This window comes from Peijinzhouia sedimentorum (assembly GCF_049340005.1).
Taxonomy (GTDB): Bacteria; Bacteroidota; Bacteroidia; order Cytophagales; family Cyclobacteriaceae; genus CAXBDP01.
Window position 1 is genome coordinate 23,060 of the sequence record NZ_JBMPIY010000004.1, and the last position, 23,096, is coordinate 46,155.

The 23,096-nt window shown below is 40.2% G+C and carries 21 protein-coding genes and 1 tRNA gene; 4 read left to right on the plus strand and 18 right to left on the minus strand.

Going from position 1 to position 23,096, the window contains the following annotated elements:
• Window positions 1-126: 126 nt before the first annotated feature.
• The 3 genes from ACOXY8_RS07415 to ACOXY8_RS07425 form a co-directional block, all read right to left on the minus strand.
• Entirely contained in the window at window positions 127-1,443 is a 1,317-nt protein-coding gene (locus ACOXY8_RS07415; protein ID WP_458330930.1) for a TldD/PmbA family protein, read from the minus strand.
• 17 nt (window positions 1,444-1,460) lie between these two features.
• On the minus strand, window positions 1,461-3,104 hold the full coding sequence (locus ACOXY8_RS07420) for a TldD/PmbA family protein (protein ID WP_458330931.1): 1,644 nt from the start codon (window positions 3,102-3,104) through the stop codon (window positions 1,461-1,463).
• Between the two features lie 297 nt (window positions 3,105-3,401).
• Window positions 3,402-4,031 (minus strand): hypothetical protein, encoded by a 630-nt coding sequence (locus tag ACOXY8_RS07425; RefSeq protein ID WP_458330932.1) that lies wholly within the window; start codon window positions 4,029-4,031, stop codon window positions 3,402-3,404.
• A 167-nt stretch (window positions 4,032-4,198) separates the two neighbouring features.
• Here ACOXY8_RS07425 and ACOXY8_RS07430 point away from each other — a divergent pair, with 167 nt between their 5' ends.
• A complete protein-coding gene (locus ACOXY8_RS07430) occupies window positions 4,199-5,011 on the plus strand; it encodes a transposase (RefSeq protein ID WP_458330933.1) in 813 nt (270 codons plus the stop codon).
• A 79-nt stretch (window positions 5,012-5,090) separates the two neighbouring features.
• Here the strand turns inward: ACOXY8_RS07430 and purT are convergent, their stop codons facing one another.
• The 4 genes from purT to ACOXY8_RS07450 form a co-directional block, all read right to left on the minus strand.
• Complete coding sequence (gene purT / locus ACOXY8_RS07435; protein ID WP_458330934.1) at window positions 5,091-6,254, minus strand: formate-dependent phosphoribosylglycinamide formyltransferase; 1,164 nt, start codon at window positions 6,252-6,254, stop codon at window positions 5,091-5,093.
• Window positions 6,255-6,430: 176 nt separating this feature from the next.
• Window positions 6,431-6,505: transfer RNA gene (locus ACOXY8_RS07440), tRNA-Val, on the minus strand.
• Window positions 6,506-6,594: 89 nt separating this feature from the next.
• A complete protein-coding gene (locus ACOXY8_RS07445; protein WP_458330935.1) occupies window positions 6,595-7,251 on the minus strand; it encodes a DUF2461 domain-containing protein in 657 nt (218 codons plus the stop codon).
• Window positions 7,244-8,545: a UDP-N-acetylmuramoyl-tripeptide--D-alanyl-D-alanine ligase gene (locus ACOXY8_RS07450; protein WP_458330936.1), complete on the minus strand. Its 1,302-nt coding sequence runs from the start codon at window positions 8,543-8,545 to the stop codon at window positions 7,244-7,246. The genes ACOXY8_RS07445 and ACOXY8_RS07450 overlap by 8 nt, the downstream gene beginning before the upstream one ends.
• 107 nt (window positions 8,546-8,652) lie before the next feature.
• Here ACOXY8_RS07450 and ACOXY8_RS07455 point away from each other — a divergent pair, with 107 nt between their 5' ends.
• Together ACOXY8_RS07455 and ACOXY8_RS07460 are read left to right on the plus strand one after the other, a co-directional pair.
• Complete coding sequence (locus ACOXY8_RS07455) at window positions 8,653-10,833, plus strand: T9SS type A sorting domain-containing protein (RefSeq protein WP_458330937.1); 2,181 nt, start codon at window positions 8,653-8,655, stop codon at window positions 10,831-10,833.
• A 5-nt stretch (window positions 10,834-10,838) separates the two neighbouring features.
• Window positions 10,839-11,237, plus strand: a complete 399-nt coding sequence (locus tag ACOXY8_RS07460; protein WP_458330938.1) for a hypothetical protein — start codon at window positions 10,839-10,841, stop codon at window positions 11,235-11,237.
• Between the two features lie 61 nt (window positions 11,238-11,298).
• On the opposite strand, the gene ACOXY8_RS07465 is transcribed toward ACOXY8_RS07460, so the two are convergent.
• From ACOXY8_RS07465 to ACOXY8_RS07505, 9 genes are all read right to left on the minus strand, one after another.
• On the minus strand, window positions 11,299-12,522 hold the full coding sequence (locus tag ACOXY8_RS07465) for a carboxypeptidase-like regulatory domain-containing protein (RefSeq protein WP_458330939.1): 1,224 nt from the start codon (window positions 12,520-12,522) through the stop codon (window positions 11,299-11,301).
• A gap of 2 nt (window positions 12,523-12,524) precedes the next feature.
• Window positions 12,525-13,742, minus strand: coding sequence for a hypothetical protein (locus ACOXY8_RS07470; protein WP_458330940.1), 1,218 nt, complete (start codon window positions 13,740-13,742; stop codon window positions 12,525-12,527).
• Window positions 13,743-14,618: 876 nt separating this feature from the next.
• Window positions 14,619-15,401, minus strand: a complete 783-nt coding sequence (locus ACOXY8_RS07475) for an amidohydrolase (RefSeq protein WP_458330941.1) — start codon at window positions 15,399-15,401, stop codon at window positions 14,619-14,621.
• Entirely contained in the window at window positions 15,389-16,543 is a 1,155-nt protein-coding gene (locus tag ACOXY8_RS07480; protein ID WP_458330942.1) for a methionine aminotransferase, read from the minus strand. The genes ACOXY8_RS07475 and ACOXY8_RS07480 overlap by 13 nt, the downstream gene beginning before the upstream one ends.
• A gap of 63 nt (window positions 16,544-16,606) precedes the next feature.
• A complete protein-coding gene (gene ftsY, locus ACOXY8_RS07485; protein ID WP_458330943.1) occupies window positions 16,607-17,560 on the minus strand; it encodes a signal recognition particle-docking protein FtsY in 954 nt (317 codons plus the stop codon).
• A gap of 78 nt (window positions 17,561-17,638) precedes the next feature.
• Complete coding sequence (locus ACOXY8_RS07490; protein WP_458330944.1) at window positions 17,639-17,794, minus strand: DUF4295 domain-containing protein; 156 nt, start codon at window positions 17,792-17,794, stop codon at window positions 17,639-17,641.
• A 2-nt stretch (window positions 17,795-17,796) separates the two neighbouring features.
• Complete coding sequence (gene rpmG / locus ACOXY8_RS07495) at window positions 17,797-17,979, minus strand: 50S ribosomal protein L33 (protein WP_458330945.1); 183 nt, start codon at window positions 17,977-17,979, stop codon at window positions 17,797-17,799.
• Between the two features lie 31 nt (window positions 17,980-18,010).
• Window positions 18,011-18,250 carry a 50S ribosomal protein L28 gene (rpmB, locus tag ACOXY8_RS07500; RefSeq protein WP_458330946.1) on the minus strand — a complete coding sequence of 80 codons (240 nt, stop codon included), beginning with the start codon at window positions 18,248-18,250 and terminating at the stop codon, window positions 18,011-18,013.
• A 112-nt stretch (window positions 18,251-18,362) separates the two neighbouring features.
• The gene (locus ACOXY8_RS07505) at window positions 18,363-18,536 is read right to left on the minus strand and encodes a DUF5522 domain-containing protein (protein ID WP_458330947.1); all 174 of its coding nucleotides are present in this window, start codon (window positions 18,534-18,536) and stop codon (window positions 18,363-18,365) included.
• Between the two features lie 125 nt (window positions 18,537-18,661).
• Here ACOXY8_RS07505 and rocD point away from each other — a divergent pair, with 125 nt between their 5' ends.
• Window positions 18,662-19,945: an ornithine--oxo-acid transaminase gene (rocD, locus tag ACOXY8_RS07510; RefSeq protein ID WP_458330948.1), complete on the plus strand. Its 1,284-nt coding sequence runs from the start codon at window positions 18,662-18,664 to the stop codon at window positions 19,943-19,945.
• Between the two features lie 61 nt (window positions 19,946-20,006).
• Here the strand turns inward: rocD and ACOXY8_RS07515 are convergent, their stop codons facing one another.
• Window positions 20,007-21,659 carry a hypothetical protein gene (locus ACOXY8_RS07515; RefSeq protein ID WP_458330949.1) on the minus strand — a complete coding sequence of 551 codons (1,653 nt, stop codon included), beginning with the start codon at window positions 21,657-21,659 and terminating at the stop codon, window positions 20,007-20,009.
• Window positions 21,659-22,855 carry a hypothetical protein gene (locus tag ACOXY8_RS07520; RefSeq protein ID WP_458330950.1) on the minus strand — a complete coding sequence of 399 codons (1,197 nt, stop codon included), beginning with the start codon at window positions 22,853-22,855 and terminating at the stop codon, window positions 21,659-21,661. Before ACOXY8_RS07520 ends, ACOXY8_RS07515 begins: the two co-directional genes overlap by 1 nt.
• Window positions 22,856-23,096: the final 241 nt, after the last annotated feature.

A 23,096-nucleotide genomic window follows, 5' to 3' on the forward strand; every position in this document is an offset into this window, starting at 1 on the left:
AAATTTGACTTGCCAAAAAAATGGAAGGCACCTTTTCCGATTATTCAATAATGTGTGAATAATGTTCTCGAAAAAAGGTGCTTTCCTAATATTTACCCTTCGAGTAAATCGAAGCGGGAGGTGATATTATACTGCGTCAGACAAACTGGTAAAGGTGAAATCTCGAATTTTCATTGGAGGAATCATACTACCACCCACCCGCTCAGGGCGACCCATTGCTTCTATATTGTTAAGCATCACTATTGGGCTTTCGTTGAAGCGGAAGTTCTTTACCGGGAATTTGATTTGCCCGTTTTCGATAAAGAAAGTACCGTCACGAGTAAGTCCGGTAACGAGTAGCGTTTGAGGATCGACTGATCTAATATACCAAAAACGAGTAACCAAAACGCCTCTTTCTGTAGAGCGAATCAAGTCTGCAAGGCTATCATTTCCACCTTCCATAATTATTGCTCCTGGCGATGGAATTGGTTCTACACCGTTTTTCTCAGCCCAATAGCGAGAATAGACCATATTTTTCACCACTCCATTTTCTATCCAAGTCATTTTCTTGCGTGGAAGGCCATCTCCAGTCCAAGGGGATACAGGTACTTCAGGGTGAGTTGGGTCTGAGTAAATATTTACTCTTTCATCGAAAAGCTTTTCTCCTAAACGAGTTCCACCGCCTTGCTTGCTAAGGAAACTTCTTCCTTCATCTGCACTTCGGGCGTTCATTTGGTTCACAATTCCACCCAATAAGTTGGATGCTGCCAATGGCTCCAATATCACTGTGTATTTACCTGGCTCAATGGCTTGCGCTTCGGCAGAAGCCTTAGCTTTTTGGATTGCCACACTAGTAGCTGCACCTGAATTGAGCTTAGATGAATCATTGTAATCTTTGGAAACATAGCCCGATCCTCTGCCATCGTTGGTTCGAACCGTTACAGAGAAATCTACACTTGTGGACCTGTTATATGCAAATAGGCCTTTCGTATTACCTATTGCAGAAAAACCTGCCGAATCTTCCAAATAGCCTGCAGCAGTTAACCCGCCATCGATACATGGCTGAATGCTATCAATCGCCAATTTGGCTCTATCCTCCGCCGAAATATTGGCAGTGGCATTTGCAAATCCTTGCGATTCCAAATATTGCTGCGGCCCAAGAGCTGGCAGAAATTCTGGATTCTCAGGTGCAAGTTTTGCAATTTCTTCGGCTCTTCTCACTGTTTTCTCTAGCGACTCATCATCAAATTCGTTGATCGTTGCTGAGCCTGATTTCTTGCCATAAACTGCCGTTACAGCCAAAGATAAATCATCGGTGATACCTGCTGTGGACACCGTATTTCGGGCATAACGGATATTACCCGTCCTCCCGCCACCTAGACTTACATTGAGCTCATCACAATTGGAATAGGAGAGCACCTTATCTATAATTCTTTTAGCTTCTTCTCTAGTTAAAATTGCCATTTGATTTTCTTTTAGATTTAAATCCTACGTCCTGTGTTGATGACATTTACTCCATCAAAGCGAGTGGTACTGCTACCATGCGAAACTGCACTCACCTGTCCCGGCTGGCCTTTTCCATCGAAAAATGAACCGAACATGCGGTAATCATCTTTATCACAAATTTGCGTCACAGAATTCCAAAACTCTTGGGTATTAGACTGATAGGCAACATCATCAAGCATGCCTACAATCTCTCCATTACGGATTTCATAGTATAGCTGTCCGCCAAATTGGAAATTATATCGCTGCTGATCTATAGAATAAGATCCACGTCCAATTATGTAAATTCCTCTTTCTACATTTTTAATCATATCGTTTACCGACATTTTAGCTGCACCAGGTTTCAAAGAGACATTCGGCATACGTTGAAACTGAACAGAACTCCAACTATCCGCATAGCAGCATCCATGAGATTCTGCCTCATCAATTATTTTCACTTGATCGCGAATGGCTTGATAGTTTACCAAAACGCCATCTTTTATCAAGTCCCATTCCTTGCATTTCACGCCTTCATCATCATAAGCCACATAGCCTAGAGAGTGCTTTTGGGTTTTGTCAGCAAAGATATTTACAAGGTCACTACCATATTTGAAGTTGCCAGAACGCCATTTGTCCAAAGTCGCAAAACTGGTTCCTGCATAGTTGGCTTCATAGCCCAGCACTCTATCAAGCTCAAGCGGGTGACCTACAGATTCATGAATGGTCAGTCCCAAGTGATTCGGATCAAGCACCAAGTCATATTTACCCGGATCAACTGATTTCGCCGTAAGTTTTTCTTTTGCTTGCTGTGCTGCCATAATAGCATCTTCCACCATATCATAAGAATTGCGATAGCCTATTAAGCCATTCGGGCCGGCAATTTTTTCCGAAGCTTTGCCATCCAAATATTCGAAGCCCATGCCCATTGGAGCACTTATGGCATCACGTGTTTTGAATCGGCCGGCAGCTGCATCTACAGCCGTAACAGTAAATGTTGGCCAAATACGGTGTACATCCTGATCGATGTATGAGCCATCCGTTGATGCAAAGAATTTTTGTTCGTTCACCATAAATAGATTGGATGTAACGAAACCTGCACCATTTTTCATGGCTTCACCATTCACATTCATCAGCAAGTCAATCTTTTCTTGGATCGGAATTTCGAATGCATTTTTCACAATTGGCGTTCTCCATTGCACATCACCTGCGCCAGTCACCGGGGCAAGCTCAACCGGCTCAGTTTGTATTTTGGAATTAGCCATAGCAATTGCCACTGCATTTTCTGCACATGCCTTTATTCCGTCGGCACTCACATCACTTGTAGAAGCAAAGCCCCAAGTGCCATTGGCAATTACTCTAATGCCCACACCAAAAGATTCAGCATTGCTTATATTTTGAACGTTTGCTTCTCGCGTAAACAAAAACTGCTGTAAATATCTACCAATTCGCACATCTGTGTATGTAGCACCTTTAGCTTTAGCCGCATTAAGAGCCACATTACCTAGTTCTTTTTTAGCTGCAAAATCTAAACTGGGATTAAGCAATTGCTCAGCCGACACCTGCCTGCCCATCAATGGGATGGACGACAACATCAAGCCTCCCACGCTCATGCCAGATAAAGCTATAAAATCTCTTCTTTTCATATCGTTAGATTAGGTTTATGATCAACAAATTGAACTTTGGTTTTGGCTAAAAAGGAAATTTAGCACAACAAACGAAAGTCAATTAAAAATATGGGCAAATTGATCAGAAAACAAATAATATAATGCGATCGGAAGTTTAAGAGATTGAAAGGTCAGTGAAGCCCAAAATATCGGCTATCATCAGCGGGAGGATAGGATGATAAACCAAATTGGAATGGAGTAAACGTCAGGAGATGAAATGGATTTCCAAGGTCTTTTATAATCAAAATTCACTCAAAATTTAAGACTAAAGTAGAATCACTTCTGGAAAGTGGCAGATTTTATTACTTCCCAGTTTCCACTATCAGACTTTTCTAGATAAACCAGCGCACCAAATTCATCCGTTTGATATCGCCAATCTACGCTTTCACCATAGTAATAATGAATTGCTGTAATAGCCTGATTGTGCGATTCATTCATTCCAACCTGACTGAACATAAACAAGCTATAATTGCTTGTCGGATAACTTTTGCTAAAGGCTTCCCAAGCTCTGTGCTCATCGTCTTCTGAGAAGTAAAAGTTAAATTCTTGATTAGGAATAAGCTTGATCACCTGCTCTTCAGCCGCCACTTTATCGTCCAATAGTTTTTGATCCACATTCACATCTAAAAACTTCTGATAAAGATTTCCCTCCATATTTTGGAGTTCAGAAAGATTGAAGAACAAAGTAAAATTTTCCTCAGCGACTGTATAATTACTCGTCTGCTGTAGAATTGGATAAAAACCTAAATCGTAATGCTCAAGAATAGCCGCATAAACTTGATAATCTGCTTCTGCAAAAACATCAGGCTGCTCAAGGGCGAATTCTTGTGGTTCTACTTCTTCATCAGTGCAGGCAGATAAAAAAATGGTACTACACACAGCAATCAAAAAAATCGAGATTCTCATACAATTCAAATTGAATGGCAAAAGTATCTCTCAATATCCAGAGTTCGAAGAAAGATTTGCAGTATTTCCTTTGGGATGTGTGGCATTTGAGATTTGGGTACTCTAGGTGAAGCTTTCTATTAAAATGGATTTTTCTTAAATTGAAGAGATAGACTATTATTTTATTAATGCACTACAAGCCGAAATACAATCCCAAAATTCACAAAAGGAAGTCGATTCGATTAAAAGGCTACGACTATTCACAGGCGGGTTTGTATTTCATCACAATATGCTGTCAGGACAGAATCTGCCGATTTGGACAGGTGGTGAATGGGGAGATGGTGTTGAATGAAATAGGAAAAATGGTGGAATCGGAATGGATGCAATTACCTGAGCGATTCCAAAATACCCAATTACACGAATTCGTAGTGATGCCAAATCATTTCCACGCCATTTTGGAAATTGTTAAATCATCGAACACCATCACAAATCCCCCAAATGCAGGAGCGACACTCATGGTCGACCCGAATACCCTCGTGGTCGACACAACGAACAAAACACAAGCACAAGACAAAGAAAACCAGCCGCAAGAAGGGCAACCCGTAAGGACGACCCTCGTGGTCGACCCCAAAAACTCGTCGGCAGAAACCAACCCTCAGGAAGGAACATCTCCCACAGTCAACCCAAAAAACCAACCAAAGCAAGAAGAAACCCAGCCGCAAGAAGGGCAACCACAAGGGATTGCCCATACTGCCAAAACAGCTAGAGAGAAAGGGAAGAAGGTTAAAACGGTCGGTGAAATAGTTGGTGCGTTTCAGTCCATTGTTACGGTAAAGTACATCCGTGGCGTAAAAACAAAAGGGTGGCCACAGTTTAAAGGAAAGTTATGGCAGCGCAACTTCTACGAACATATTATCCGGAATGAACGCGCTTATCACAACATATCGAAATACATAATCAATAACCCAAGGAAATGGTCCGAGGACAAATTTTGCAAATAGTAACAGACCCTAAATTCATTTAAATAATCGAAATCCTTGATGATCTCCAGTCTTGAAAATTGAAAATCTATCCATTAACTTAATCCACCTTTATCATTGAGGCTATTTCTATTGCTCGATTTTTTATGGTCTGGACATCTGTGCCTATTTTATCATAAGCCAAGGCTACAGCCATTCGGCGATAAGGGCGAGTGTTTAGTTTTCCAAAAATTTTAAAATCAGACTTATCAAAAGTAGATGCCGTTTCCAATCCTGAAAAAATTGCTTTCTCAGCACTTTTTGTTGCTAGCACTACTGCACTTGCTCCATAGCGCTCTAAAGTAATTTCAGGGATAGGTAAGCCCAATACTGCTCTTGCGTGCAATTCAAATTCATTGAAATTTTGTGTGTTGGCTAGTGTTACCATTCCCGTATCATGTGGTCGTGGAGACAACTCGGAAAACCATACTTCAGTTTCGCCTAAGAAAAACTCGACGCCCCAAATACCGGCACCTCCCAATGCTTGAGTCACTTTTAATGCCATATCCTGAGCCTGTTTTAATTGTACATTGCTCACAAAATGTGGTTGCCAACTTTCTTGATAATCGCCCCGTTCCTGACGATGACCAATGGGAGCACAAAATAATGTTGGTCCATTTTTTTGCGTAACGGTAAGTAAAGTAATCTCCGATTGAAACGGTATAAATTCTTCAAGAATCACCTCTACGATATCACCCCTAGAACCTTCCACAGCGTAATTCCACACTTCTTCTACTTGCCTCAATTCTTTCAACACTGATTGACCTTTACCACTTGAGGACATCAATGGCTTTACCACACAAGGCAACCCGATTTTTTCAGCTGCTCCTTTTAGTTCTTCTAAGGAAGTCGCATAAGCATATTTGGCTGTTTTAACACCCAAATCCTTCGCTGCCAAATCGCGAATGGCTTTACGATTCATGGTGAAATTGGCTGCTTTTGCACTTGGCACTACCTGTATACCTTGAGATTCGTAATCGTAAAATCTCTCGGTACGAATTGCCTCAATTTCTGGCACTATGATATCAGGTCGATGCTTGGCGACAATTGCGTCTAATGCAGCTCCATCGAGCATATTAATGATTTCATGCTCATCAGAAACTTGCATTGCAGGGGCACCTTTATAACTATCAACCGCAACTACATATTGACCTAAACGCTTGCAGGCAATTACAAATTCTTTACCCAACTCACCTGCACCCAAAAGCAATATTTTCTTTAGCATAAAAATCATTTATTGTAAGATGATAAATGTAGAATCTGAAAATAGATATAGCAAATATTTCATGCTTGAGTAATTGTTGCCTCACTTATTTTATAGAGCCGTTGGCTATTTTTGATCCAATCAAACAAAATAAAAAAGCCTTACAATCATTTTAGATTATAAGGCTTTTTGTGATGTGGGAGTAGTAGGATTCGAACCTACGACCCCCTGCTTGTAAGGCAGGTGCTCTAAACCAACTGAGCTATACTCCCCTTTATTTTCGCAGTAGCGAATTGGGATTGCAAAGGTAATATCCGGCTTTAATTATGCAAGCATTCAGACTAAGATTTTTTTAAATATTTTACTCATTTTCCATCGCCAATCTCAAATATTGATGCATTGGCAGCATAAGTGAAAAATAATCAGCGACTTTGCTTATAAAGTTCGGCTCAACTACTTCTTTATCGCTGAGTGGATGCTGTATGATAAAACTCTTCATTTTGAGAAGATCAATCTGTGGATGGTCTTCTGCATAGCCTTTGGGTGGACGAATCAATGACTCGCCGCTAATACTCCCATACAATCCCTTCACCCTTTTATCTGCTAGAAATTCGGTAAATGGCTCTGGATTATAATCAATTTCTTGTCGAATCTTTTTAAGCACATCATTCGGCGGCATGTAAATACCTCCCGCTAAAAAACATTCGCCAGGCTGTATATGCAAATAATAGCCTGGGCCCATCGTCTTCTTCCCCTCAGGCGAAATAAATGCCGACATGTTGATTTTGTATGGACTTTTATCTTTGGAAAAGCGAACATCACGATTGATTCTGAAAATGCATTCCTTAGCCGTGATTGCTGACAAAGCAGGATCATACTTTTTGAGCTCCAGCAAAAGCTGATCTATCGCTCCAATAAATTCCTCGCGTACCTCAGTATATCGCTTTCTGTTTTCATCCATCCACTCTTTGTGGTTGTTGGCTGCCAGTTCTTCCAGAAAACTTAAAATATTATTCATAATTGATCGATTTAAGCAATTTTTCTAAACCCATTGCGCGAGAACCTTTGATAAGAATAACTGCAGCTTTTGGATTTTGTTGAGTCAATACATTTTCTAAATCCTCCCGCTTTTCGAAGCTTAAAATAGCTGGAGAATCCTTATTAATAGAATGAAATTTCTTTCCGCACAAAAAGACCTTGTCAAAAGCACTTGATCTTAATCGATTTATGATTGACTGATGTTCTTCTTCACTTGTATCGCCCAATTCATACATATCACCCAAAATCACCCATTTCTCTATATAGCCTTCCATTTTGTCCATATTATCCAAGGCGGCATTCATCGAAGTTGGGTTAGCATTGTAGGCATCCAAAATAATGGTCGCCCGCTTGCCCTTCACCAATTGCGAGCGGTTATTTTCAGGCCGATAATTATGGATCGCCAGTGCTGCCTTTTGCATATCCACTCCGAAATATTTACCAATTGCTAGTGCTGCGGCAATATTTGGAAAGTTGTAGCCACCTATAAGCTGGGTAGAAATTGGCTCAGCTAGACCTTCGATTTGCACCTTTACAAAGGGGGAAGCCTCAACTAATTGAGCAGCAAAATCATCTGCTTGATTTGGAAATGCAAACTCATTTGAATATGTGCCTTTCATCTCTGCAAGCACAGGATCTGCGGTATTCAGGAAAATAGTGCCGCCTGTTTTCTGCAAAAACCTAAACAGCTCCGTTTTGCCTTTGATGATGCCCTCCACCCCACCAAAACCTTCCAAATGTGCTTTTCCTATATTGGTAATCATACCGAAATGTGGCTCAGCAATTTCACTTAATTGTGCAATTTCACCTTGATGATTTGCACCCATTTCGATAACTGCAAACTCGATTTCAGAACCAATACTGAGCAAAGTCAATGGTACACCAATGTGGTTATTCAGATTTCCTTTGGTAGCTAATACGTTGAATTTGCAAGCCAAAACCTCACGAATTAGCTCTTTGGTGGTGGTTTTGCCATTGCTGCCAGTAATTGCCAATACAGGAATATTGAGCTTACTTCGATGCAAATTTGCTAATTGCTGCAAGGTTTTAAGTGCATCTTCTACCACTTGCACACCTTCTATTTTGGCATTTGTAGGGTCATCCGAGACCACCAAAATGGCTCCTTGGCGAATGGCTTCTTCCGCAAAACTATTCGCATCGAAATTGGGACCTTGCAAGCAGAAAAATACCTCCCGCTTTTTTAATGCGCGTGTATCAGTGCAAACTCCAGCCGACTGGAGATATATTTCGTAAATACTTTCTAATTGTGTCATCTGTATTTTTACAAAAATTTTGGAACCCTATTCAGGCTTTCGCATTTAATAGATTAAATATAGCTTTGGCGAACGGTTCATTTCAATTTATCGGAAATTTAAAAGGCTTGAAGCAATTCATTCTACTAATTCTGTTTATTTCTTTGGCTTTGCCCAATTATGCACAATGGAAATTATTCCACGAAACGGAAATTCCATTGACCGTGAATGGCCAAGTAGTGCAAAACCCTTGGGCGGGAGGATTGAATTCCATGCAGTTTAGCAATTTCGATTTTGATGGCGACGGCACCGACGATTTGTTTGCCTATGACCGCACGGCAAATAAAGCCAGCATATTCCTTCGCAAGAATAATCAATGGCAATACGCTCCCGAATTTGAATACTTGCTGCCGGCTAACCTTAGCAATTGGGCAATATTTGTAGATATGGATTGCGATGGCGAAAGGGATTTATTGACTGGCTCACCTTTTGGTATTAGGATTTTCAAAACTTCACGCAACGTAAAATTAGTGCCGAGCTTCGAGTTAGTTCGAAATCCCCTGTTGACGGAAGGCTCGTCTGGCAAAATAAATCTGCAAGTTTCCTCCACCGACGTGCCTTATATCGGTGATGTGAATGGAGATGGATTGCCCGATATTCTTGTATATAATTTCGCCAATGGTGGTTTTGTAGAATATCATAAAAATATTTCGCTGGAAGTTGGGATTGATTGTGGCGCGATGGAATTTAGAAGGGAAACACGAGAATGGGGCGATTTTGAAGAATGTGATTGCAATGAATTTGCTTTTGGTGGCGAAGGCTGTGGCACATCAAATGCCCGAGTAGAACATGCGGGAGGTAAAAGTCTGCTACTAATCGACATGAACCAAAATGGCTTACCCGACTTGATTACCGGCCATGAATTGTGTGAGGAATTGTACTATTTGGAAAATACCGGCAGCAGCGAAACCGCCAAGTTCGATAGCTTTGTAAACCAATTTCCTAATCAGCAAAACCCGGTAAACAGTGATTTATTCCCAGCGCCCTATTGGGTAGATGCGGATAATGATGGCATCAAGGATTTGTTGGTTTCTACAAATCTGGCATTCAACCAATTAAATCAAACTGATTTTCAGAATTCCATCCGCTTTTATAAAAATATAGGAAGCAATGAAGCTCCCAATTTCGAATTTGTGCAAAGGAACTTCTTGCAAGACCAAATGCTAGACTTAGGTGAAAATAGCTACCCAACGAGTGCTGATTTGGATGGTGATGGTCTAGTGGATGTGCTGATTGGAAATCGTGGACAAATGATTGAAGGGAGTTTTAAAGCACAACTGACTTTGCTTAGGAATATTGGCACTGCAGAAGCACCTGCTTTCGAAGTCGTTGATTCAGACTTTGCCAATATTTCATCGCTAAACTTAAGTAACCTGAAACCTACTTTGATCGATTTTGACGGAGATGATATTATTGACTTGGTGTTTTCCGCTACTCAAAATAACCAAACACAAGTTTACTTGATTGCTGGAGTAGCCAATGGGGATGAAATTGAATTTGACCAAAGCAGAGTGGAGAGTATGGGCTTCACCATTGGGTTAAATGATAATGTAGCTTTTCATGATATCAATGAGGATGGCAAAATGGATTTGCTCTTGGCAAAAAGCAGTGGCAGTTTGAATTATTACCTGAATACTGGCGAAGCAAGCAATCCGATTTTCACACTCGAAACGGAAAACTATCTCGGCATTGATGATAATAATGTTGCTTCAAACTTAAACGTGGTAATTGCGGATTTCACAGAAGACGGCAAAGCAGATTTGCTTACCAGCGATCTCAGTGGACGGCTAACACTTTATGCTGATTTCAAAAATGGAGAAGCGAATCCTCAGCAGAATTTAATAGAACTCAATGGAAATTTGAATTTCTCTCGTTTGGCGAATCGCAGCTTTTTAAGCACCGCCAAATTATACCAAAATGAAGCTCCGGTTATCTTGGCTGGTTCGGTAGCGGGTGGATTGCAATTATTCAGAAGCGAAGCAATTATCACATCCATTGAGCCTACAGATGGAGAAAAATTAGCGGCTCAAATATATCCCAACCCTAGCAATGGCGAGCTATTTATCAATAGCCCTAGCAAGGCAAAAGCAAGTATTATCACTTTGCAAGGGCAAATTGCTGTTACGGATATCAAACTCACAAACGATCAAAATAGAATAGATATTAGCAGCCTTAGTGCAGGTATTTATTTGCTCAGGATTCAATTTGAGAATGGCAGTAGACAGAGCATTAAAATCATAAAACGATAGAAAATATGCCTCAAAAAGCGCTGCTACATATTCGATTGGGCGAAGTGAATACATTACCTTATCAAAACTCATTAGCTGAGACAATAAATAATCAATTTCCCAATTGGCTTTTTGTAGACTTGGATAATCATGTGGAGAGTTGGCTGGTAAATAAGAGTGCCGAATTACTTCAAGCAGCAAATCAAGTAATTATTGCCATTGAGAATTTTGGGATTGAAAGTGGAATTCGACCTTTCTTAAACTTGCTTAAATCTTTGCACGAAAGCGGAAAATTAGAAAGAATCTATATTATCCATGATCCCTCCACAGCGCAATATTTAGAGGGCTTTTTTGATGGGGTAGATTTAATTGAACTTAAGAATTCGGATAAATTGGCTGACATTCTTGAGATTAAAAATACTTAACTCAATAGCTCCCAACCGATTAAAGCATCTCAGATTTTAATCAAAGCCATATTCTTTAAACTTATTTAGCCCACCACTTTAATTCTGGGTAGTCCTTGGTGAGAATTAAGTCCTTCTTTTTAATATTTGGGTCTATTTCTTCCACTGTGAAGGAGGCAATATTCTTTTTCTCAACATCTTGTTCAATTAGGGCATAGTTTGAAATTTCCTCAATATCTACTCTCTTTAAATATAAAAGATTATCAACGTCGAAGTAATTTAAGGTAATCTTATAATTGCTGTCGAGTCTTAAGTTCTTTTTATTGAGTGGAGTATTCCCTCTATTTCTTTCTATTCTCTTTATAATCTTTTTTGAAAGTTCTTCTGTATTCTTTTCTGATGACTTTGAAGCATAATCTCGCTTTCCTATAAAATTTATTTGCCGAATTTTAAAATCCTCAATATCAATCCAATATTCTAATAGCCAATTAATAGACTCATTACTTCTATCATCTCGAACTAATACATACTTTTTATCACCCACATCTTCAAGGTTTATAAACATCCAGTTTATCCTCTTCCATGAGTCATCAGAATTAAAAATAAACTGACGTTCCAAGGTAGCCTTTTGGAATAATAAACGTTCAAGAAATGAATCTACCGTGAAGTTATTATTAGTCAATAATGGATTAGAAGTGCCTATCTCATAGGCAGTATGAAACTTTTGCTCACCTTGTGTTTCAATTAGTCTTAATAGGTATGCATTGTCATTTTTTGTGTTTTGATTTTTACCAAACATCTTATTAAGCCCTTCTGCTTCCAGCAATAGCTCTGCCTCTATTTCCAAACTTAATTCTTTATTCTCAAAGGTCTTTTGTTCATAATATCCTAATGCGTCATAAGATTTTCCATAGAAGTTTGATTCTAAGTTTTCAGCAACCAATTTCATAAAATCGTTGGGCGAAATTCCGATATCTATCACATTGATATTGTCCAGCTCTTTTTCTGAGGGAACGAGGATTACTTCATTGATTTGCTGCGTACTCAGCGTTTCAAATCGGATGATTTTTGTTTCATAGCCCACATGAGAGATCAGAAGTGGATAGTTCAAAAATGAATCAGCAAGCCGAATAGAAGCAATACCATCTACATCGGCAACAGCACCTTTCAGGGTATTTTCTACTTGCAAATGCACAAAGGGTAAAGCATTCCCATTTTGATCCTTTATCTGAAATACATATTCTGCTTGTGCAATTGCCAGTAAAGAGCAAGTGCTAAAGAGCAATATCAATAGTAAGGTTCTCATCGCTAGTCGATTTTAAATCTGTAAATCAATATTTCTTCATTATCTGGATTTTCTCCCGAGCCATCCCCATAATAATATTCGCCAATCTTTCCTATTACCTTGAAATAAGTTGGAACCTCTACATCACCAATCAATTGGAAATCCTTAAATATTTGGAGTCGTTTTGGATTGTCTCCATAATTCAATATTTCCTGATTTTTATTGCCTAGCGTGTAGGTTCTCATAACTACATTATCTTCTTTCGAACCATATACATGCTTGTAATAACCCTTTTTTGCCCAAGCATCTGGAAAACTGGTGGAATATTCTTCAATTTCTGACATTTCTCGATATGCCTGATCCATCTCTATTCCTTTTGCACCAAAGTATGATTTTAGATTCAGCCTTTTATCAACTATATAAATTGCTGAGTCTGGGTGAAATGATAAGATAAAATCGTCGCCATATGGCATGAGGTAAAAAACATCATTGTGGGGAATAAATTTATAATTGAGGTATATAGGAGGCTTTCTACCAAGTATGTTTTCAACTTCCCCAGTGTTAAGATTAACTTCACCAACTATTCTGGAATCGCGATAATAGCTTTCATGCATAAGGAAATTAAACTTAGGGTTGGAGGATTCAATATTAATCCAAAGCTTATCATCAACTATATGAGGTTGGTTCTCCCAGTACTTTAACTCATATACTCCAATCATTTCTCCTTTTGGGTTAGCTTCAATTTCGCTCAATTCATCATTTTCATAAAAATCATAGCTACCTCTATTAATTTGCTCCCATTTTGAATCGTAGATAAAAAAGGCATAACCATCCAAGAAAATCCTCATATCTTCACTATGAGTAAAAGATTCAAATCTAGGGACTTGGTTTGGCCCTTCTCCTTTAGTAATAATCACTTTTTGACTTCCCGTTTCAGGGTTAATTTCCAATACTTCCCCTCTTCCTAGATCAAAAAACAATAGTTGATTATCAAGTACATAAGAAAATCCCTTGCCCACTGGATTACCAATATCCTGAATTTCTATTTTGGAGAGTTCCAAGCTGTAAATTGATTTTGATGGAGATTTACTTATTGATTCAATATTGGCATAGCTAACTTCTTGGACTTCCTCAGTCAGCTCTTCATCGGTAGACTGACAAGAAAACATGAAGAATAGAGGGATAAACAGGAACACTAATACGCTATTTCCAACTAATACATAAGGCTTCAATAAGTCCATATAATCGTTTTATTAAATGCTAGTAATGTGCTTAAGACATGAATTAATCAATTAAGAAATTAATACACAAGTTTTATTGGAAATTTATTTTATAATAAATTGTACTAGATCATACTAATAATTGTCAAATTACCTTAACTCTTCGTTCTTTTCATGAATTTATGAAACCATTTCAAACACAGATGAGTGCTATAATTTTGGATGTTTCTCTGCGATCTCCGCGTCTTCCCTTAGCGCACTCTGCGTTTAAATTCTTCTTTTTCTTAACCGCGGAGAGCGCGAAGATTTACGCAAAAGGCGCAAAGATTTAGGATTCTTCTCCGCGATCTCCGCGTCTTTCCTTAGCGATTCTCTGCGTTTAAATTCTTCTTTTTTCTTAACCGCAGAGAGCGCGGAGATTTACGCAAAGAGCACAATGGCTTTGGATTCTTCTCCGCGATCTCCGCGTCTTCCTTGGCGCACTCTGCGTTTAAATTCTTCTTTTTCTAAACCACGGAGGGCGCGGAGATTTACGCAAAGAGCACAAAGGCTTTGGATTCTTCTCCGCGATCTCAGCGTCTTCCTTTGCGATTCTTTGCGTTTAAATTCTTCTTTTTCTTAACCGCGAAGGGCGCGGAGATTTACGCAAAAGGCGCAAAGATTTTGGATTCTTCTCTGCGATCTCCGCGTCTTCCCTTAGCGATTCTCTGCGTTTAAATTCTTCTTTTCTTGAAACCGCGGAGAGCGCGGAGATTTACGCAAAAGGCGCAAAGATTTTGGATTCTTCTCTGCGATCTCTGCGTTTTTACTTGGCGTGCTCTGCGGTTAAAATTCTTCTACATTAAAGGAATGATAATACTCTAATTAATTTATGAATTAATAAAAAAGCAAAACATTCTAACCCAAATCTAAATGAAAGCTATCCGCATCCAAATGCGCAGGAAATTTCTCTCGGTAGCTAAGCAAATCATCAGCAGGTAAGCTTACTTGAATAAAGCCTTCATTACCTGTCGGTTCAGCTAAGTAATTGCCCTTAGGATCAATTATAGCTGAATGTCCATTGTAAGGAATATCATTTCCATCTGCGCCAATTCTGTTGACTCCAGCAGTGTAGCAGAGGTTTTCGATGGCTCGCGCCTTTAGCAGCGCATCCCAAGCGGACACTCTTGCTTGCGGCCAATTAGCAACATACAGCAATAAATCATATTCCAATTTGCTGTTTCGGCTCCAAACAGGGAATCGCAAATCATAGCAAACAAGCGGGCATATTTTCCAGCCTTTCCATTCGGCAATCAGCCTTTCCTTGCCGGCGGAGTAGTGCTTATCTTCATTGGCCATTCGGAATAAATGTCGCTTATCGTAAGTGTGAAATTGCCCATCGGGCTGCATCCAGATTAGTCGGTTGTATATCCTCCCGCCGTCATTCACGATGTAGCTACCTAGTATCAATGCCTCTGTTTGGGCAGCCATTTGCCGCATCCATTTGAAGGTTGTCAAATTCATAGGTTCAGCCCATTTTTCACCTTCCATGGTAAAACCCGTCGTGAACATTTCCGGCAATACAATCACATCTCCCGCATTGGGCAATTGCCAAATTTTCTCCTCGAACATCGCTCTATTTGCATCTGCCAGATGCCAATGCAAATCTGCCTGTAGCAGCGTAATAGTTAAATCTTGCATAATATTTCAGCGGCTTTTTGTAGGGTTTCATCACTCTTGGCAAAACAGAAACGAAGCACCGAATCTTGCCTTTTGTCACTGAAAAACACGCTAATAGGAATGCTGGCTAGCTTATGCTCTTTGGTGAGCCATTCGGCCATTTCGGTATCGGGTAAATCGGAAATCTGCTTATACGAAAGCAATTGAAAATACGTACCCTTGCATGGCACAATCTGAAAGCGGGAGGGCTTTACCAATTGCTGAAACAGATCTCGCTTTTGCTGATAAAATGCAGGCAAGCTTTGATAGTTTTTGGGCTCTTGTAGATAATCTGCTAAAGCGAATTGCAAAGGAGTATTCACACTAAAAACCATAAACTGATGCACTTTGCGAATTTCCTTGGTGAGATAGGCCGGAGCTACCACATAGCCAGTTTTCCAGCCTGTAGCATGGAAAGTCTTACCAAACGAAAGCACAGCCATACTCTTTTCGCGCAATTCAGCATGGGCAAGTACACTTTGATGCGGCTCTCCATCAAAAATTATATGCTCATACACTTCATCACTTAGGATGAAAATATCCTTTCCGCGAATAATTGTGGCCAATTGCTCTAAATCTTCTTGCTGCAAAATACTACCCGTCGGGTTATGCGGCGTGTTGATAATAATCATCCGTGTATTATCGGTGATCGCAGCTTCTACTTTTTGCCAATCTACTTTAAAGTCTGATTTCCTCAAGCCAATGGGGACAGGAATACCACCATTTAGACGAATTGCAGGAGCATAGGAGTCATAGGCCGGCTCAATTACGATAACCTCCTCTCCTTGTCTAATCACCGCTGCAATAGCTGCATAAAGCGCCGCTGTGCCGCCCGGAGTTACCGTTATGTGCTGATCAGAATCAAAGTGATGATTGTAGGCATCCGAGCATTTTTTGGCAATTTGCTTCCTGAGAGCCGGCAAACCCGGCATTGGAGCATATTGGTTTGCACCTTGTTTCATCCAATAGTGAATTCGATCTATCAATTCTGATGAAACTGGGAAATCAGGAAAGCCTTGGGATAAATTGAGCGCATTGTGCTCTTGAGCCAAAGCGCTCATCACCGAAAATATAGTGGTGCCTACATCGGGTAGTTTAGATTCTAAAGAGAGAGTATCTTCCATAATTGGAAGGTACTAAATGCGGGTGGATTCAGAAAGTGGAAATTCTAAATTTGGCGTAGATGGCTATTTCTTAAAAAGTGAGTCCACAAACTCTCTTTTATTGAAAACTTGCAGGTCGCTCACTTTCTCGCCGACGCCAATATACTTCACAGGAATTTTGAATTGATCGGAAATACCGATCACTACACCACCTTTGGCCGTGCCGTCTAATTTAGTAATCGCCAATGCCGTAACTTCAGTGGCTTTGGTAAACTCTCTGGCTTGTAGAAAGGCGTTTTGCCCTGTAGAACCATCCAATACCAATAAAACTTCATGTGGAGCATCAGGAATGAATTTCTGCATTACCCTTTTGATCTTGGTAAGCTCGTTCATCAGGTTCACTTTGTTGTGCAATCTTCCCGCAGTGTCGATAATCACTAAATCCGCATTGGAATCAACGGCCTTTTTCACCGTATCAAATGCTACTGAAGCTGGATCGGTATTCATGCCATGCGATACTACCGGCACGCCAACTCTTTCGCCCCACAGAATCAATTGATCTACTGCTGCTGCACGAAATGTATCTGCGGCACCAAGCACTACCGATTTGCCTTTGGCTTTAAACTGAGCTGCCAATTTGCCTATGGTGGTGGTTTTACCCACACCATTCACGCCCACAACCAAAATCACATAAGGCTTAAATTCGGCTGGTAATTCAAAATCAGCAAGATCCTTTGTGTTATTTTCAGAAAGCAGTGCGGCTACTTCGTCTTTAAGAATAGAATCTAGTTCGGCTGCATTCAGATATTTATCCTTTGCTACTCGCTCTTCAATTCTCTTAATTATTTTGATGGTGGTGTCTACTCCTACGTCGGAGGCAATAAGGATATTTTCAAGGTCGTCAAGTACTTCTTCATCTACTGTAGATTTACCGACGACTGCTTTACCAAGCTTTGAGAAGATTGATTCCTTGGTCTTTTCTAGACCTTTATCTAAGGTTTCCTTTTTCTCTTTGTTAAAAAAATCAAAAATGCCCATAGGAGTAAATTTTGCAAAGGCAAATTAACAAAAAAAGTCCCATAAGGGACTTTTAATTAAATGTTTTATGAGATGTCCTTATTTTTTTAAGGCATCTTGTACAAGTTCCAAAGGAACCATCTCTTCTCTAAAAGTATAAGCGCCAGTTTTTTCAGACTTAACAGCTTTGATAAGTTTCACGAAACTTTTGTTAGCACCAGCTTTTTTCAGGGTTGCAACTACTTTCTTTGCCATGGTTACTTAATTTCCTTGTGAATAGTATTTTTCTTAAGGATTGGATTGAATTTCTTCAACTCCAAACGCTCCGTTGTGTTTCTACGGTTCTTTGTAGTGATGTAACGCGATGTGCCAGGCATGCCGCTAGTTTTGTGCTCGGTGCACTCAAGGATCACTTGAACTCTATTACCTTTTTTTGCCATGATTGATAACCTTTACTTCCTGTGGAAAATTTTAGAATACGATAAAACCGTTTCTGCGAGCTTCATGCAAAACGGCATAAACTCCTTTTTTGTTAATGGTTTTCAACGCTTTGGAAGAAACCTTTAGAGTTACCCATGCGTCTTCTTCAGGAATGTAAAAACGCTTTTTGTGAAGATTAGGATAAAATTTCCTCTTCGTTCTATTGTTAGCGTGAGAAACATTGTTCCCCACTTGAACCTTTTTTCCGGTGATATCACAAACTCTTGCCATGTCTTTGAACCGCTTTTTCTAATGAGTTTGCAAAATTGAGAAATTACTTCCAGTTTGACAAATATGATTGCTAAATAATTTCAAATATTATGGCATTTCTTCGAGAGCCGCCTTATTTCAACTCATTATGCAACTTTTTGTCTTTACTTAAGTAACCATAAGGGCAGTGGCGGCATCCATTTTTACAGCAATAGCCTCTTTTTAAGTGATAGGTCTTAGTAAAAACCATCGCTCCGTTCGGGTCGAAATAATAATCTGGTTCGGAATCTTTGGTGGATTTATCCATTTTTGCTAAGTATGCCCTGTTAAATCAGATAAGCTGCAAGATACCATTATTATGTAATCTAGGCTTTATTCTCGCAGCTAGAAACTACCTTGCAAAGCCAAATGTTTTACGATAAATAGAATTTTATGACTCCAACAATTCAGAAGAGTGAACAAGCCATCCAATTGGAAGATAAATACGGCGCTCACAATTACCACCCGCTACCTGTAGTCCTTGCAAAGGGCGAAGGCGTATTTCTTTGGGATGTAGAAGGCAAAAAATACTATGATTTCCTATCTGCCTATAGTGCCGTAAATCAAGGGCATTGCCATCCGCGCATCTTAAGCACTCTTTCTGAGCAGGCTGCTACGCTTACTTTGACTTCCCGTGCTTTTCACAACAATGTATTGGGTCCATTCGAACAATACATCACCGAATATTTCGGCTTCGATAAAGTATTACCAATGAATACTGGAGCCGAAGGTGTAGAAACGGCCATCAAACTTGCTCGCAAATGGGGCTATGAAAAAAGAGGGATTCCGGAAAACGAGGCGAAAATAATTGTCTGTGAAAACAATTTTCATGGTCGAACGACCACCATTATTTCATTTTCGAGTGATGAAGGTGCTAAGAAAAATTTCGGTCCATATACGCCTGGTTTTATTAGCATAGAGTTTAACAGTGTAGATGCATTGAAAGATGTATTAGCAAAAGAAGAGAATGTAGTTGCCTTTTTGGTAGAACCCATACAAGGTGAAGCGGGGGTATTCACTCCTGCGGATGATTTTATGCGGGAGGTTGCTACGGTTTGTAAAGCTCACAATGTCCTCTTTATAGCAGATGAAATTCAAACAGGAATTGCACGCACAGGTAGTTTATTAGCCGTTTGCGGTAATTGTACCTGCGAAGGCCATTGCGAAAGACAGACAGCAACTTATGCCAAACCGGATATACTGATTTTAGGCAAAGCCCTTTCGGGAGGTTTTTATCCTGTATCGGCTGTGCTTGCGGATAATCACATAATGGAAGTGATAAAACCTGGCCAGCATGGATCAACCTTTGGTGGCAATCCACTTGGCGCAAAGGTGGCCATCACAGCTTTAGAAGTGATAAGAGATGAGAAATTAGCAGTCAATGCCAGAAAACTCGGCAAGCTATTCAGAGAGCGCATGCAGAAACTAGTGGACAAATCGCCATTGGTGAAATTGGTAAGAGGCAGAGGATTACTCAATGCCATCGTCATCAACGATTCTCCCGATAGTTCCACAGCTTGGGATTTGTGTATGGCTTTTAAGGAAAATGGGCTATTGGCAAAACCGACTCATGGCAATATCATCCGATTTGCGCCTCCACTCGTAATGACTGAAGAGCAATTGCATGAGTGCTGCGATATTATCGAAAAAACCATATTAGCTTTTGAGAAGGCTTGAAATCTGACAAAATAGAAATGGGCGAAAATGGTTTATGTATACCATTTTCGCCCATTTTCATTTAAAACTCCTTCACTTCCGTATCAAATGCTGCGTTCAGGATTTTTCCATTGCGCTTAAACTGCAACCAAATGCGATATTTACCTGCTTCTGGAAATGCATAAGGAAATGCTACAACAGAATGGCCTTCGTGAGCAGGGTCAGTAATATCATGCACCATATCTCCCATCATAATTTCCTCAAGCTCCTGTTCGGGCATTTGGCTATAGCCTACTAAAACTTGATCAATGCTATCGGCAAAAGTCTTAGATACTTTAGGCAGTGCCGCCCAAGCATTTCCACCTTTGGAGAATCGCTCCTCCATTGCTTGCTGCGAACCCATACTGTAATTGCCAACGGGGTGCAAATGAATAAATACTCCCGCATTCTCCCGCATTATTACCGCGTGACCCATCATTCCCAAATAAGGCTCTAATTCCGCAGGCTCACCATCGGGATCTTTGATCAGGAATGTCAATTTGTAAAGCTCATTTGCCACAAAATCGCCTGTGGAAGATGCTTCCAAAATTGCCGTAGAACCATCTGGCAATTCAGTGGCAGAACCTGGTGTACCACAAACTAACATATCAGCATCCAGCAATTGTGGCTGGTCTTTATCAGAGAGTGTATTTGTAACCATAAAAGTATCATCCTTGTCGAGCTGCACAGAATCCAAACTTGCAAAAGCAACATTCATATCGGGAATGTCCACGGTATCTACCAGCGTTTCTGCAAAACCTGTAACACGGGTGATATCAGCAAAAACGTAATACCTCCCACCCGGCAAATTCGGTAGTATAGTTTCGAAAGTTGTGGAATCTACTCTCTTGGGATGCAAATGCGCAAATACATCCATCGTGCCTTTTCGAATCATAAACATGTGCATCAATTTCCCATGATCTGGAATTACCCAATTCATTTTGCGTAGGCTACTCAAATTGGTAAGAGATTTCTCATCTGCTTTGAAAATCAATTTTCGCTGATCACCTTCTTGGATTATTTCTCCTTTGGCAGCCATGGGCTTATACATATATCTGTTGTAATCTTCCGCCCAACTATCCCACCAATTTTTGCCCCCAAATAACAATACAGCCAATACCACTATTGATACAGAAGCTCCAATCCATTTTCTTCTATTAATTCGCTTATCGGGCAATTCACCAGGCTTGAGCATAGCCGTACTTGCACTACTCGCTACGATGGTAATCATAATGGCGACTAACAAAATCGCCAACATAGCTAAGATATACCCAAGGCTGGGTTCCATTTCCTCTTGAGCAGTGGCAATGGCCATTACAGGCACAAACACTGAGGCAACTTCTTCTCCATCGTCGATAGTTACTTCCACACTGGATGATCCTGAGTTCATCATCCAAACTATACCGCGGTACTTTCCGGATTCGCCTTTTACAGGTAATAATTCATCTGCCTTGGGAGTACCTTCATAGCCGGCAAACCAATAAACCGGTTTGGCAGTAACTTTTAATTCTCTTTCGGATTCCACCAACAAAGTGACCAATGAAGTCCCTGGAATTACATTTGGTGGATTAATATTCACCATCACATCGTACTTTCCGGCTTTCCCTTCGAATATCACTCCCGGACTACCTACATGCGTGTAGGCGGGCATGACACAAATGAAAAAGACGATAATCACAACTAAATTCTTTCTCATTATCGCTGTACTTTTTTCATCCAGTTACCCCAAGCCAATCCTAAACGAATGGAAATAAAACCTAAGCCGATAGCGATAGCTGTACCTTGCAAAAGTGCCATTCCACTAGAAACTCGCCAAGGTTGGAAAGCATATCGGTATTCAAAATCAGGTGGCATGGCATAATACCAGCTTTCTTGAGCGAAAAACCAATTTCGAGCATAAGGGCTTTGTAAGAAATCGCCGAAAGGCCATTGAAAAGCCATTAGCACCAACACAAAAGCAAATGCAGTGAGAATTGATAATTTCCAGTCGTTCCAGTTTTGGAATTTGGCAAAAATATAATCGATAGCAAGTGCTGGAAAAATTAATAAAATTGGAAAGTTGAAAGCTTGGAAATTGGTGATTCTATTGAGCACCGGACCAAGCATGGGCTCAGCTGGAAAAAGCGGGAGGATCCAAGCCATTACCATCATAAAAAGTGAGTAGATAGCTGCCATAAATGTTGCTCCCCACTTACCCGGATAGGCTCTGCTAATCGACACCATGAATATTGGGAAGGCCAAAGCAGACACTTGGTAGAAGCTCACATTGTGCATATTACCACGACGAAGAAATTCTGACACAAGTGTAAAAACCATACATAATAAAAAGCCCGCCGATATGGCAAACATAGCCGAAAGTACTTTCTTCTTTTTGGCAGCCATTTCACCTTGGCTTTGGTTCATTACCGCCAACACACTTATAATGGCACCAAACTGCACCATGATAATTCCTAAAGCCAAAACGGTATGTGGAGGAGAAAGAATGGTCACGTCCAGACCATAAGTATTGTGCCACCAATCATCAAATGGAGCTGAAGTGAGCATAGCCAATGCGCCCCAAACACAAAACATGGAGCCTAATGAGCCGTAGAAAATTCCCCAGAATTTCACGCTTTTATCTTTGTCAGCATGATTACCCCAAAAGGAAATCCTGAACACCTCGTATGCCGAAAAACCTCCCGCTATTACCGCTCCCAAATACACAGCTAAATGTGGCGCAGATAATAGCCCATCGCGACCTATAGACATATGCCATGATATATCCCAATTGATGCCCACTGCCACACACAGTGAAGCAAATACGGTAGCATATAAATAAAGCGGAATTCCTAATGTAGCTGCAGCACTTTGAGACAAAACACGCTTATTATTTTCCAATGCAATTGTTTCCATTCCTCCTAATTCTTAATGAATCAGAAAGTTAAAAAATTAAGGTTAATAAATAGTTAAACTGTCAGTTCAATTTGGTGAGAATTAGGATACTGGATGTCTCTTTTTACAAACCACAAATTACTGATCTTGAAAAGGAGAATAAACTAACGTTTTGATAAATCACTGGCGAAATCATTTTTTCAAATTCAGGAGTTGGGGATATTGATTAATCAAATCAATTTAACAAACAGCCAAAATGTAC